Source organism: Nonomuraea sp. NPDC050547, assembly GCF_044457345.1.
Classification (GTDB): domain Bacteria; phylum Actinomycetota; class Actinomycetes; order Streptosporangiales; family Streptosporangiaceae; genus Nonomuraea.
The window spans coordinates 1-13,250 of the sequence record NZ_JBITGW010000006.1 but is presented as its reverse complement, the minus strand read 5'-3'; the positions used below and the strand labels follow the sequence as shown (position 1 = coordinate 13,250).

The 13,250-nt window shown below is 69.9% G+C and carries 11 protein-coding genes; 8 read left to right on the top strand and 3 right to left on the bottom strand.

The window, feature by feature from the left end; translation table 11 throughout:
* Window positions 1-8 precede the first annotated feature (8 nt).
* The 8 genes from ACIBHY_RS16265 (at window position 9) to ACIBHY_RS16230 (ending at window position 8,323) form a co-directional block, all read left to right on the top strand.
* Complete coding sequence (locus tag ACIBHY_RS16265; RefSeq protein WP_397242610.1) at window positions 9-218, top strand: RNA-binding S4 domain-containing protein; 210 nt, start codon at window positions 9-11, stop codon at window positions 216-218.
* Window positions 219-305: 87 nt separating this feature from the next.
* A complete protein-coding gene (locus ACIBHY_RS16260; RefSeq protein WP_397242612.1) occupies window positions 306-1,613 on the top strand; it encodes a uracil-xanthine permease family protein in 1,308 nt (435 codons plus the stop codon).
* 150 nt (window positions 1,614-1,763) lie between these two features.
* Window positions 1,764-3,119: a uracil-xanthine permease family protein gene (locus ACIBHY_RS16255; protein ID WP_397307038.1), complete on the top strand. Its 1,356-nt coding sequence runs from the start codon at window positions 1,764-1,766 to the stop codon at window positions 3,117-3,119.
* The gene (locus tag ACIBHY_RS16250) at window positions 3,116-3,994 is read left to right on the top strand and encodes an FAD binding domain-containing protein (RefSeq protein ID WP_397307037.1); all 879 of its coding nucleotides are present in this window, start codon (window positions 3,116-3,118) and stop codon (window positions 3,992-3,994) included. The genes ACIBHY_RS16255 and ACIBHY_RS16250 overlap by 4 nt, the downstream gene beginning before the upstream one ends.
* Complete coding sequence (locus tag ACIBHY_RS16245) at window positions 3,991-4,470, top strand: (2Fe-2S)-binding protein (RefSeq protein ID WP_397242618.1); 480 nt, start codon at window positions 3,991-3,993, stop codon at window positions 4,468-4,470. The genes ACIBHY_RS16250 and ACIBHY_RS16245 overlap by 4 nt, the downstream gene beginning before the upstream one ends.
* Window positions 4,467-6,818 (top strand): aerobic carbon-monoxide dehydrogenase large subunit, encoded by a 2,352-nt coding sequence (gene cutA / locus ACIBHY_RS16240; protein WP_397307036.1) that lies wholly within the window; start codon window positions 4,467-4,469, stop codon window positions 6,816-6,818. The genes ACIBHY_RS16245 and cutA overlap by 4 nt, the downstream gene beginning before the upstream one ends.
* Window positions 6,819-7,015: 197 nt before the next feature.
* Window positions 7,016-7,762: a leucine-rich repeat domain-containing protein gene (locus tag ACIBHY_RS16235; RefSeq protein WP_397307034.1), complete on the top strand. Its 747-nt coding sequence runs from the start codon at window positions 7,016-7,018 to the stop codon at window positions 7,760-7,762.
* A gap of 138 nt (window positions 7,763-7,900) precedes the next feature.
* Window positions 7,901-8,323 (top strand): hypothetical protein, encoded by a 423-nt coding sequence (locus ACIBHY_RS16230; RefSeq protein WP_397242624.1) that lies wholly within the window; start codon window positions 7,901-7,903, stop codon window positions 8,321-8,323.
* A gap of 62 nt (window positions 8,324-8,385) precedes the next feature.
* On the opposite strand, the gene ACIBHY_RS16225 is transcribed toward ACIBHY_RS16230, so the two are convergent.
* The 3 genes from ACIBHY_RS16225 to ACIBHY_RS16215 all read right to left on the bottom strand — a co-directional run bounded on the left by ACIBHY_RS16225 (window position 8,386) and on the right by ACIBHY_RS16215 (window position 12,596).
* Window positions 8,386-9,708 carry a hypothetical protein gene (locus ACIBHY_RS16225; protein ID WP_397307033.1) on the bottom strand — a complete coding sequence of 441 codons (1,323 nt, stop codon included), beginning with the start codon at window positions 9,706-9,708 and terminating at the stop codon, window positions 8,386-8,388.
* A complete protein-coding gene (locus ACIBHY_RS16220; protein ID WP_397307032.1) occupies window positions 9,705-11,165 on the bottom strand; it encodes a PQQ-dependent sugar dehydrogenase in 1,461 nt (486 codons plus the stop codon). Before ACIBHY_RS16220 ends, ACIBHY_RS16225 begins: the two co-directional genes overlap by 4 nt.
* Before the next feature lie 501 nt (window positions 11,166-11,666).
* A complete protein-coding gene (locus tag ACIBHY_RS16215; RefSeq protein ID WP_397242630.1) occupies window positions 11,667-12,596 on the bottom strand; it encodes a calcium-binding protein in 930 nt (309 codons plus the stop codon).
* Between the last annotated feature and the right edge of the window lie 654 nt (window positions 12,597-13,250).

Genomic DNA, 13,250 nt, shown 5'->3' with positions numbered 1-13,250 from the left:
GGGCCGTTGTGGACCTGGACTTCGAGCTGAACTCTGACTTCATCCCGCTGTGCGACCTGCTGAAGTACTGCGGGGTCACCGAGACGGGCGGCATGGCCAAGCACCTGATCGCGGAGGGGATGGTCTCCGTCGACGGCGAGGTCGAACTCCGCAAGACCCGCAAGATCCGCTCCGGCCAGGTGGTCGCCGGAGACGGTTTCACCATTCACGTGGCCTGAAGACGCCGCGTGTCACTCCTGCCTCTATTGTGCTCTCCGACATCAAATAGGAGACATCTCCGCTGGTGAGAGGCAAGGGCAGGCAAGATGGCGTTCGGGTGGAAGCTGCACGGCGACGGGAAGCGGCTCGCGCCGGGTGAGGTGGTCAAGCCGGACGAGCGGCTCACCTGGCCCAGGATGATCGGGTTCGGCGCCCAGCACGTGATCGCCATGTTCGGCGCGACGTTCGTGTTCCCGCTGGTCATGGGGCTGGACGCGAACCTGGCCGTGATGATGTCCGGCGTCGCGACGATCCTGTTCCTGCTGATCGTGCAGGGGAAGGTGCCCAGTTACGTCGGCTCCAGCGCCTCGTTCGTGGGCGCGGTGGTGGCGATCAGGGCCGCGGGCGGCGACAGCGCGACGGTGACCGGGTCGCTGCTCGCGGTCGGGGTGGTGCTGGCGCTGGCGGGCCTGGCCATCCACCTGCTCGGGGTCCAGGTCATCCACCGGATCTTCCCGCCGGTCGTGACCGGGGGCGTGGTCATGCTGATCGGGTTCGGCATGGCGTACGTGGCGGCGGACGTCTACTGGCCCCAGGATCCCTGGGTCGCCCTGCTGACCATGGCGGCCTCGTTCGTGTTCATCGGGGTCCTGCGCGGGTTCCTCGGCCGGATCGGGGTGCTGCTCGGCCTGGTGTTCGGGTTCGTGCTGTCGTGGGCCTGGGACCTGATCGGCGGGCCGATCACCGCGCCCGGCGGCGACGGCAAGGTGAGCGAGCACCTGCGCGTCAACCTCGACGCCGTCGCCCAGGCCGACTGGATCGGGCTGCCCAAGCTGCACGGGCCGGTCTTCGAGGTCTCCGCGGTCCTCGTCTGCCTCCCCGTGGTGATCGCGCTCATCGCGGAGAACGTCGGCCACGTCAAGGCCGTCGGCGAGATGACCGGCGCGGACGTCGACCCGTACATGGGCCGCGCGGTCATGGCCGACGGCGTCGGAACCGTGGTCGCCACCTCGGTCGGCGGCTCGGCCACCACGACGTACGCCGAGAACATCGGCGTCATGGCCGCCACCCGCGTCTACTCCACCGCCGCCTATTACATCGCCGCGGTGATCGCGATCCTGTTCGGCCTGTGCCCGAAGTTCGGCGCGCTGGTCGCCGCCACGCCCGGCGGCGTGCTGGGTGGCGTCACCACGATCCTCTACGGCATGATCGGCCTGCTCGGAGCCAAGATCTGGATCGAGAACAAGGTGAACCTGGCCGAGCCGGCCAACATGGTCCCGGTCGGCGCCGGGATCATCTGCGCGATCGGACCGGTCGCCTTCCCCATCACCCAGACCTTCTCGCTCGGCGGCATCACGCTCGGCACGGTCGTCCTCCTGGTGGGATACCACGTGCTCAGGGCGGTGCGCCGGTAAGGCCGCCTCTGGTCATCGGCCCAGCTTTGGCAGATCATGACGGTGTAGGACAGTGACATCGGGCCTAATGTGCCCGACAAGCAAGGAACCGCCGCGGAGGAGCCTGCGGGGCGGCCACCGAACCGACGGCCCGGTAGAAAAGGGGCTCTCATGGTTTTGGGTTGGACCAAACACGGCGACGGAAAACACCTGGCTCCCGGCGAGGTCGTCAGGCCCGACGAGCGCCTGACCTGGCCGAGAATGGTCGGGTTCGGCGCCCAGCACGTGATCGCGATGTTCGGCGCCACCTTCGTCTTCCCGCTCGTGATGGGCCTGGATCCGAACGTGGCCATCATGATGTCCGGTATCGCCACGATCCTCTTCCTGCTGATCGTGAAGGGGAAGGTGCCCAGCTACCTGGGCACCAGCGCCTCGTTCGTCGGCGGCGTGATCGCCATCAGGGCGCTCATGGGCGGCGACACCCCGGCGGCCGACGCCATCGTCACCGGCGCGATCCTGGTGGCGGGGATCGTGCTGGCCCTCGCGGGGCTGGCCATCCACTTCCTCGGCGTCCAGGTCATCCACCGGATCTTCCCGCCGGTCGTGACCGGCGCGGTCGTCATGCTCATCGGGTTCGGGCTGGCGTTCGTCGTGGCCGACGTCTACTGGCCGCAGGACCAGTGGATGGCCCTGATCACGATGGTGATCACGTTCGTGGTGATCGTGGCGTTCAAGGGGTTCATCGGCCGGATCGGCATCCTGGTCGGCCTGGTCGCCGGATTCCTGCTGTCATGGGGCTTCGACAAGGTCTTCGGGAACGTCACCGCGTTCAACGCCGCCACCGGCAAGATCGACACGCACCCGAGGGTCAACCTCTCCTCCGTCGCCCAGGCCGACTGGATCGGGCTGCCGAGCTTCCACGGGCCCGACATCAGGTTCGGCGCGGTCCTGCTCGTCCTGCCCGCCGTGATCGCGCTGATCGCGGAGAACATCGGCCACGTCAAGGCCGTCGGCGAGATGACCAAGACCGACGTCGACCCGTACGTGGGCCGCGCCGTCGCCGCCGACGGCATCGGCACCGTCGTGACCAGCGCCGTGGGCGGCTCGCCCACCACCACCTACGCCGAGAACATCGGCGTCATGGCCGCCACCCGCGTCTACTCCACCGCCGCCTACTACATCGCCGGCGTCATCGCGATCCTGTTCGGCCTGTGCCCGAAGTTCGGCGCCTTGGTCGCCGCCACGCCCGGTGGCGTGCTGGGCGGGGTCACGGTCATCCTCTATGGGATGATCGGCCTGCTCGGAGCCAAGATCTGGGTGGAGAACAGAGTGGACTTCGCCGACCCCGTGAACATGGTGCCCATCGGCGCCGGCATCATCCTGGCGATCGGCCCGGTCGAGCAGATCATCACCGAGGAGTTCCGGCTGCAGGGCATCGCGTTCGGCACCATCGTCGTGGTCGGCGGCTACCACCTGCTGAGATGGATCGCCGGCCGGCCCGCCGAGATCAGGGAGACCGCCGGGTGAAGCCCGCCCCGTTCGAGTACCACGCCCCCCGCGAGGTGGAGGCGGCCCTCGACGCCCTGGCCGAGGCCGGGGCCGAGGGCAAGGTGCTCGCCGGCGGCCAGAGCCTGATCCCCATGCTCAACATGCGCCTGGCCGCCCCGGCGCACCTCGTCGACATCAACCGGGTCGGCGCGCTGGCCGCCGTCGAGACCTCCGCGCGCGGGGTGCGGGTGGGCGCGCTGGCCAGGCACGCGCAGATCCTCCGCTCCGCGCCGGTCGCCGCGGTCCAGCCGTTGCTGCGGCAGGCCCTGGGGCTGGTCGCGCACCCCGCCATCCGCAGCCGCGGCACCGTCGTGGGCAGCCTCGTGCACGCCGACCCGGCCGCGGAACTGCCCGCCGTCCTCGCGCTTCTGGGAGGTTCGGTACGGCTGGCCGCCCGCGGCACCGAGCGCGAGGTGGCGGCGGGGGAGTTCTTCGCCGGCCCGATGGAGTCGGCGATCCGGCCCGGCGAACTGGCCGTGTCCGCGTTCTTCCCGGCCTTGGGCGAGCGCTCCGGGACCGCCTTCGTGGAGGTCGCCCGCAGGCACGGCGACTACGCGCTGGCCGGGGTGTGCGCGCTGGTCGTCCTGGACGAGGATCTGCGGGTGTCGGTGGCCCGGGTGGCGTGCATCGGGGTCGGCCCGGTGCCCCTCGTGGTGGATGTAACCGGGGACCTCGGGCACGGCGCCGACTGGGTCTGCGCGGCGCGGGCCGTACAGGAGAAGGCGGAGCCGGAGGCGGACATCCACGCGACGGCCGAGTACCGGCGGCACCTGCTGGGGGTTCTGGCCGAGCGGGCGCTGCGCGCGGCCGCCCGCACCGCGGGCAGTGACGACGGCGAGAGGGAGAGCGGTTGAGCGGGCACGAGATCACGCTCGTCGTGAACGGGGTGGCGCGGCGGGTGAGCGTTCCGGCGCGGCGGCTGCTGTCGGACTGCCTGCGCCACGACCTCGGGCTGACCGGGACGCACGTCGGATGTGAGCACGGCGTGTGCGGGTGCTGCACGGTGCTGCTGGACGGGGAGCCGGTGCGGTCCTGCCTGACGTTCGCGGTCACGGTGGACGGGCAGGAGATCACGACGGTCGAGGGGCTGGCCGGGCCGGACGGGATGTCGGCGGTGCAGCGGGCGTTCGCGGAGTGCCACGGGCTGCAGTGCGGGTTCTGCACGCCCGGGTTCCTGTGCACGGTGACGGCGCTGCTCAGGGAGAACCCGGCGCCGACCGAGGAGGACGTGCTCGAAGGGGTGTCGGGCAACCTGTGCCGGTGCACCGGGTACCAGAACATCGTCAAAGCCGTGCACAGGGCGGCGGAGCTGATGACGGAGGAGTCGTGAGCACGCGGTTGTTCGGCGAGCCGGTCCAGCGGGTGGAGGACGCGCGCCTGCTGACCGGCCAGGGACGCTACCTGGACGACCTGGGCCGCGAGGCGCTGGCCGTCGCGTTCGTCCGCTCCCCGCACGCGCACGCCCGCATCCGCGACATCGACGTCACCGCGGCCCTCGACGTCGAGGGCCTGGTCGCCATCTACACCTGGGAGGACCTGCCGCCCGGGGTGGCCGAGCCGCTGCCCCTGCTCATCCCGCACCCGGCCCTCACCCACGGGCGCACCGCCCACCCGCTGGCCAGGGAGACCGTCCGGCACGTCGGCGAGCCCGTCGTCATGGTCGTGGCCACCGACCGCTACCTGGCCGAGGACGCCTGCGCGCTGATCGAGGTCGACTACGAGCCGCTCAAGCCGGTCGTCGGCCTGGAGGAGGCGGCGCAGGGTTCGCGGCTCGTCCACGAGGACGTGCCCGCCAACCTGGGCGCCCACCTCGTGCAGGAGGTCGCCTCGGCCGGTGGCGTGAGCGCCAGGGAGTGCATCGAGACCTCGCCGCACACGCTCGCGTTCCGCCTGGACATCGAGCGCAGCGCCAGCATGCCGCTGGAGGGCCGCGGCGTGTACGCCCGCTGGGACGGCCGCGACCTGCGCGTCTATTCCAGCACCCAGACCTCCACCAGCGTCCGGATGGCGATCGCCGCGAAGCTCGGGCTGCCGCTGCCCCACGTCGAGGTGATCGCGCCCGACGTGGGCGGCGGGTTCGGCGTCAAGATCGTGCACCCGTGGCCCGAGGAGGTCCTGGTGCCGTGGGCGGCCATGACGCTGGGGCGCGAGGTCAAGTGGGCCGAGGACCGGCGCGAGCACTTCGTCGCCAGCGCCCATGAGCGGGCGCAGGTGCAGTACGTGCGGGTCGGGTTCGACGACGCCGGGCGGGTGCTGGGGCTGGAGGTGACGATCCTGCACGACCACGGCGCCTACACGCCGTACGGGATCATCGTGCCGATCGTCACGTCCACGCAGCTGCTCGGGCCGTACAAGATCGGGTCCTACCGGGTGGAGTTCAGCTCCATCTACACCAATACCGTGCAGGTCACGCCGTACCGGGGCGCGGGGCGGCCGCAGGCCGTCTTCTGCATGGAACGGACGATGGACAAGATCGCCCAGCATCTCGGCATGGACCGGACCGAGGTGCGCGCGGCCAACTTCATCGGGCCCGAGGAGTTCCCCTACGACCAGCGCATGACCTTCCAGGACGGGCGGCCGCTCGTCTACGACAGCGGGAACTATCCCGAGATGCTGCGCATGATCAAGGAGCTGATCGGCTGGGACTCCTTCGAGCGTGCGCCGCATCGGGGGATCGGCCTCGCCTGTTACGTCGAGGGGACCGGCGTGGGGCCGTACGAGGGCGGGCATGTGCAGATCACCTCGGACGGGCGGGTGCACGTCTCCACCGGGCTGACCTCACAGGGGCAGGGGCACGAGACCGTGTTCGCGCAGATCGCGGCCAGCGAGCTGGGGGTGCCGATCTCGCGGGTCTCCGTCGTGACCGGGGACACGCGGCGGTTCGGGTATGCCGTGGGCACCTTCGCCTCCCGGGCCGCCGTGGTCAGCGGCAATGCCATCGCTCTGGCCTGCAGGAAGGTGCGGGAGAAGGCGTTGCGGATCGCGGCGGAGGCGCTGGAGGCCGACCCTGCCGATCTTGACATCGCCGACGGGCTGGTGCACGTGGTCGGCTCGTCGTCCGCGTCGATCCCGCTGTCCACCGTGGCGGTGCTGTCCAACCCGCTTCGCTACTCCTTTGACGCCGAGACCGCGAAGGCCACGCAGTTCTCCACCGCCGCTCCGACGGACCGGCCGCCCGTCGCCGACGGGGAGGAGCCCGGGCTGGAGGGGCGGGGGTTCTATTCGCCGCTTCGGTCCACCTTCGCGGCGGGGATGCATGCCGCGATCGTCGAGACCGATCCTGAGACCGCGGAGATCCGGATCCTGCGGTACGCGGTCGTGCATGACTGCGGGCGGCTGGTCAATCCGATGATCGTCGAGGGGCAGGTGCACGGCGGGGTGGCCCAGGGGATCGGGGGCGCGCTCTATGAGCGGATGGCCTATGACGCGGACGGACAGCTGCTCAACGCCTCGTTCATGGACTTTCTGATGCCTTACGCGAGTGAGATTCCGCGGATCGAGACGGCTCATCTGGAGACTCCCTCGCCGCTCAACCCGCTGGGGATCAAGGGGGCGGGGGAGGCCGGGGTGATTCCGGTGTCGGCGGTGATCGCTTCGGCGGTGGAGGACGCCGAGGGGTTCGACATCGATCGGATGCCCATCTCGCCGTCTGACCTTTACCATTTGCGGGAGCGCTAGGCTCCTGCGGCATGCGTGTCGATCTCGCCTGGCGTGGGCTGACTTCTGTGCCGGATCCTTCCGGGGCTTCCGTGTTGTTGCTGGATGGGAACCGGTTGACGGATGTTCCGGATTTTTCGGGATATAGCGGGTTGCGGGAGTTGCATCTTGACGGAAATTTGCTGACTCGGGTGCCTTGTTGCCCGCCGTACCTTGAAGTGCTTTTCCTGTACGGCAACGCCATCACCGCCCTCCCCGAACGGCTGCCCGGCGGCCTCAGGCACCTGGCGGTCGGCGGGAACCGGCTCACCTCCGTCCCCGACGCGCTGTGGGAGCTGACCGGCCTGGAGACGCTCAACCTGGCCGAGAACGCGCTCACCGAGATCTCCCCGGCGATCGGCGGGCTGGGCTCGCTGCGCATGCTCGACCTCGGCCACAACCGGCTCGCCTCCGTGCCCGCCACGATCGGCGACCTTCCCCTGACCGACTACCTGTACCTCAGCGACAACGGCCTCACCCAGGTGCCGGCGGCATTGGGCAGGCTGGACCGCCTGGCGTACCTCAACCTGACCGACAACCGCCTGGAGTCGCTGCCCGCCTCCCTCGGGGACATGGCCGGGCTGGTGGAGCTGCGCCTGTACAACAACCGCCTCGAAACTCTGCCCGCCTCGCTCGCCCGCCTCGGCCGGCTGCGGGAACTGCACCTTCGCGGGAACCGGCTGCGCGACCTGCCCCCTCTGCCGCCGGGGCTGATCCACCTCGACCTGCGGGACAACCTGCTGTCCCGGGTGCCCGCTCTGCCGTCCGGGCTGGTCGAACTCGACCTGCGCAACAACCGGCTGCGTACCCTGCCGGATGAGCTGCCACGGGGGTTGCGGAAGCTGGACCTGCGCTGGAACAAGCTCGAAGGCGACCCCCCGGTGCTCGACCACCTCCGCTCATCCGGCTGCACAGTACTCCGCTGACCCCTCCCACGCCCCACACTCGGGCGTCGGCTCTGTCCAGCGTCTCGGGGTCTTGCTGAGGGTTGTGCTTCGTGCTTCCGGGCGTGGCTGGGTGATCTTGGGGTGAACTCTCGGGTCAGGGGGTGCGTATCTTCGCGCATGACGACATTTACGCGGCTGACCATCTGCGGGATCGCTGTCGCGCTGGCCGCGGCCTGCTCGCCGGGTGATGGGTCCGGGGGCGGTTACGTGGCCGCCGCCCAGAACCCGCAGCCCGTGGCGCTCACCGTCGAGGAGCTCGCCGCCAAGGTCGACTGCCGTCCGAAGATCCAGATCGATGCCACCGAACTCCGGCAGGGCCACTGCAAGACGGGCGACGGCGAGTTCTTCCTCACCACGTTCACCACCCAGGCGGGCAAGGACGCCTGGATGGACACCGCGCCCGAGTACAACCCCCACCTGGTCGGCCACCTGTGGACCGCGCTGTCCACCCGCAAGGTGCTCGACCGCATCAGGAAGCGGCTCGGCGGCGACCTCCATCTCAAGGACCACCGCACGCAGACGCCCACGCCGTCCCCCTGACCGGATTGCCGCCCCCGCGGACGACCGCCGGGCCGGTGTGGCGGCACCGGTCCGGCGGTGGCTCACCAGTGGCGGGCGACCAGGAGGTACTGGGCCAGCACCTGGCCCGGGGTGGCGATCCGGTCAAGGAACATGAGGCTGTCCATCCGGCAGTTGCAGGGGTTGCCTTCGCGGTTGTTCTGCGGGTAGCTGCCTCCGATCTTGATGCCGCGCGGGTCGGTCGGTGAGGCGAGGTCGGGTTCCGGCGGGCCTTCGATCGCCCACGGGTCGCCGGTCAGCGTGGAGAAGCCGGAGAGCGGGCGGCCGTTCTTGTACAGGCGCATGGTCGCGGTGTCGTAGTCGAACGTGGCCGCCAGGAACACCCACTCGCCCGGCGGCAGAATCTCCTGCCATGGCCGGTCGGCCGCGAATGTCTGCGAGCTGCCGCCGTCCACCCGCCGGCCGAGCGCCACGACCCGCATCTCGCCGTTGACGGTGATCAGCTCCAGCAGCGCGCGTACGTCGTGCCCCTGCGAGTTGCCGCTCAGCACCCCGGCCAGGCCGATCGCGCCGTAGAAGTCGTCGGGGTTGGCGGAGTTGGAGTTCGGGCTGGGGTTCTGGCCGGTCATCTTGAACCAGCCCATGATGGTGGCTCCCCGGACGGCGTTGAAGGCGTTCAGCGTGGGCACGCCGGTGGGGGAGTAGACGCCCGCCTTCCAGTCGTCGCTGCTCGCCGTCGTGGGGCTGACCTGCCGCACCTGCAGGGAGGTACGGCTGCCGCGGTGCGCGCCGTCCCGCACCCGCATGTCGGCTCCGCCGTTGACCAGGGTGATGCCGGTGCCTGAACGTCCCCGGTCCTGTTCCACGGCCGGGTTGGCGGGGTCGGGGTGCTCGAAGTCGTAGTGGGCGACCAGGTTGCGCCGCAGACCGGGCAACACGGTGGGCCACCCCCACCCCTTCGCGGCGGTCTCCGCCCGCGCCGCCTCGACCTCGGTTCTGGCCGCCTCGACGTCATCCGCGGCCGGCGCCGGTTCGGCCTTCGCCGGGCCGGCCTGGGGGTTGCCCGCCGCTTCGCGCGCGCCCGTCCCGGTCCCGGAGGTTGCCGGGCTCGTTCCGCGCGCTGCGAGGTCGGAGAGTGCCGGGGTCGTTCCGCGCGTTGTGAGGCCGGAGGTTGCCCGGGACGTTGCGCGCGTTGTGAGGTCGGTGGATGCCGGGTTTCCCGCCGTACCGGCGAGTCGCGTGGTGGCGGCGCGGCTGGACGGTTCTGTGGCGGTAGCCGGGTCGGGGAGCTGGGTGTCGGCGGCCGTGCCGGTGGGTTGCGCGGCGGTAGCCGTACCGGAGAGAGGGGTGGTCAGGGCGGTGGTGAGGAGGAGTGTCGTGAGGACGGACAGATGCCGAAATCTCATGACGGGAACTCCCAGCGCGCGCCCGTGATCTTCCAGATCTTGCCGTTCGCCTTGGACAGCACGTACAGCTCGCCGTGGCCGTCGCGGCCGAAGCGCAGGTCGACGCGGTTGCTGCCGGCCAGGTCCTTCATCGTCATCAGCTGGCCGGTGGCGGCGTCGCGGAGTTTGGGCTCGTACATGACCGCGCGGTCCTTGCCCCGGCGCATCTTCGAGGCGTAGGTGAACCAGATTCGCCCGTCGACGATGTCGCCGAACACATACTTTCCATACAGGAACGGCAGTCGCCAGCCGCGGTAGACCTGCCCGCCGACCACCGCGTGCCCGCTGTCGGCCGTGCAGGAGTGGCCGGGCGGCGGGTCGTGGTCGTATGCGGCTACCGGGTAGGTGTAGCCGTATTGGGCGTCGTCCGCGGGCAATGTGTACAGGTTGCAGCGGTCTTCCTTCTTGAAGACGAACGACCCTTCGCGCACGCTCCAGCCGAAGTTGTCGCCCGCGCGCACGTCGTAGATCGCCTCGATCTCGTGCTCGCCGATGTGGCCGAGGAACAGGCGGTTCGATCCGGCAGGGTCCCAGGAGAAGCGGTGCGGGTCGCGCATGCCGTACGCGTAGATCTCGCCGAGCGCGCCCGGCCGGGTGACGAACGGGTTGCCGGCCGGGATGCCGTATTTGCCGTTAGCGCTGTTCGTCCCGGTGGGATCGATACGCAGGATCTTGCCCTGCGGTATGCCCAGATCCTGTGGGTTCGTGGTGGTCACGCCGCGTCCGCCGTCGCCGGCGGCCACGTACAGCAGGCCGTAGTCGGGGTCGCGGCGGCCGGCCGTGGGGTTGAAGTCGATCTGCTGGATGCCGTGGATGTTGCTGCCGAACCCGAGGCGCAGGATCTCGCGGCGGGTGCCCTGGAAGGTGCCCGCCCTGGGGTCGGTGGCCGTCCATTCGTCGATGACGCCGTGGACGATCGAGTTCGGCTGAGGTGTCAGGTCGGGCGTCTTCGTGGTGAGCGCCGCGCCGGCCTCGGTGTGGACGGTGTAGAACTTCCCGTTCCTCGCGAACTCCGGATGGAACGCCACAAACCCAAACCCACTCCCCAGGCCGCGGCCCGAGATGAAGTCCGGGGCGAACGTGGCGCCGACATCCAGGTACTCCTGCCACGTGCCCTTGCCGCGCAGGTACAGCTTGCCGTTGAGATCGTTGACGAACATCCGGCCGGAGCGGTCGGGCACCTGGCCCAAGTAGTTGATCCGCGCCCACCTGACCAGGCGCTGGTCGGTCGGGGCCGGCACCGGCTCCGTCTTCGGGAACTGCGCGAACTCCTCCAGCGTGAGAGTCAGCGCCGACGGCGTCGGCTTCTCGGGGATCGGGTCGTCGATGGGCACATCGGGCTCCGCCACCGCCGGAGTCGTCGCCAGGACGGTCACGAGCAGCGCGGCGGCCAAGGTTCGGAGAGGTTTCACGGTCATGGCATCACCAGAGGGGGTTGAGGGTGGGTTCTGGGGGTTCGGGCGCTTCAGGAACAGCGCCTTCTGGTACGGCACGCGGTGTCGCCAGCCGGTGCCGCGCTCGTTCGACGGGATCGCCGGTGTTCGCTGGTTGGCCTGTGCGTCGGCCTGCCTGTGCGTCGGCCTGCCTGTGCGCTGGCCTGCTTGTGCGTCGGCCTGCTCGTCCGGGGCTTGCTTGTGCCGGGTCTGCTATGCCGGTCTGCTTCTGTTGGCCTGTTGGCCTGTTGGCCTGTTGGCCTGTTGGGCCGTGTTACCGGGGTTGCCTGCTCTGGAACTGCCCACGTGTGTTCTTCGGCAGGTGCGCGCTTCGGGCCGACTCTGCTGTTGTTGGGCGGTTGGCCGGGCATTCCTGTGATGACCTCCGCGCTCCTGCCGGGCGGGGGCGCGTTTTCGGGTTTGTCGCTCCGAATGCGGCTTGCGGATGGGGATCGCCACGGTGCGTGCGGCGGGAGGGGGTTCGGGTCAGGAGTCGGCGTGGGTGGTGTCGTCGCCGGGGCCGCCGATGAGGGCGTCGGTGCCCTGGGTGCCGTAGAGGTGGTCGTTGCCGGGGCCGCCGTTCAGGACGTCGGGGTCCGGCCCGCCGTACAGGGAGTCGTCGCCCCTACCGGCGGAGAGGACGTCACTGCCCGCACCCCCATAGACCTGGTCATTTCCCGAGCCGGTGAGCACCACGTCTCTGCCGTCGCCACCGCAGACGACGTCATCCCCGCCGAGTCCCCAGACCAGGTCGTCGCCGCCGAGCCCGGAGACCACGTCGGCCCCCGAGGTGCCGGACAGCAGATCCCGCCCGTCGGTCCCCACGACGGTCGACGCCACCCCGGCGCAGACCGGGGTGCCCTTGAGCGACATATCCCGCATACGGCCGATGTTGTCGAACGAACCGAAACCGACCCGGCCGGTGCCGAACGTCCTGTCGGTGGCGGTCATGAGGGGTGTGGTCGAGCCGTCCATGTACACGGCGATTTCGCCGGTCGCCACGCAGTGCCGTACCCGCACCCGGTGCCATTGCGCGTCGGTGACGGCAGGCGGCGCCCCCACCTGGCCGTTCCACTGGTGGTCGAGCCGCAGGCGGTCCGCGTTGTTGACGACGAAGATCCCGTTGTGCGGGTAGATGGTGTTGTCCTGGGACAGATGCACGTAGGAGAACTGCGTGTCCGATCGGTATCCGAACACGATGATCACGTCCCGGTTGCTGACGCTGACCGGCGTGTCCAGCCGTACGGTCGCCTCGATCTCCACCGACGCGAACTCCGGCCCCGCCGTGAGCACCGCGTACTCGAACGGCCGCCGCGGCCCCGGCCGCGCCACCCCCGCCTCGGCGAGAATGACCTGATCCCCGGGCAGCCGCCACTTGGACGGCGTAACCGGCGCCCAGTTGCCGGCTCCGTTCACATTCCGAACCACGGCGCTGCCCGGATCACAAGCAGCATGGCCGGGACCGGCGGACTCGACGCCCCCCGAATCGTTCGCGACAGCGGACCCCGGCGCGAGCATCGCCGCACCGAGCACAGTAGTGGTGGCCAGGGCACATAAGCGCACGCGAAGGGCCGACATCCGGATCCTCTCGGTCGAGTGATCGACGGTTGTTATTCGTAAGCGCTTCCGAAAGCGCTTACGTTAGCCTCCGGCCGAAGCGTAGCTCGCCAAATCCCCGTGTCAATCCTTCACCCCCAAACACCTGCCCCCGACCTCCACGCCATCTGCGCCCGCTGCCGCGTGCCCAGCGCTGCCGGGAGTGTCACCGCACACTCAAGCTGCTGCCTCGTGCGCCATACGTTCCGGTGCCCAGGTGCGGCACTCCGCACCTGCGTCCACTGCGATCCACGGGTGCGGCTGCGGGTGTGGGTGCGTGGCGTGGAGGCGTGGGAGCGCGCGGTGTGGAGGCGGGGTGTGAGCGCGTGGTGTGGAGGTTTGGGGTGCTTGGCGTGGGGTGGGGGCGGGGTCAGACGGTGGGTTAGTCACTGATCTCCCTAGCGGGAGGCCCGTTCCGGGCTGAAAATCGGGGTGGTTGCCCGCCGACGTCGTGCCACTATGGTCCGCTTTGAG

Excerpts from the sequence above, each read along its gene's own strand:
- ACIBHY_RS16260 (WP_397242612.1), top strand. The coding sequence starts at position 306 with ATGGCGTTCGGGTGGAAGCTGCACGGCGACGGGAAGCGGCTCGCGCCG.
- ACIBHY_RS16225 (WP_397307033.1), bottom strand. The coding sequence starts at position 9,708 with ATGAGATTTCGGCATCTGTCCGTCCTCACGACACTCCTCCTCACCACC.
- ACIBHY_RS16220 (WP_397307032.1), bottom strand. The coding sequence starts at position 11,165 with ATGACCGTGAAACCTCTCCGAACCTTGGCCGCCGCGCTGCTCGTGACC.
- ACIBHY_RS16255 (WP_397307038.1), top strand. The coding sequence starts at position 1,764 with ATGGTTTTGGGTTGGACCAAACACGGCGACGGAAAACACCTGGCTCCC.
- ACIBHY_RS16230 (WP_397242624.1), top strand. The coding sequence starts at position 7,901 with ATGACGACATTTACGCGGCTGACCATCTGCGGGATCGCTGTCGCGCTG.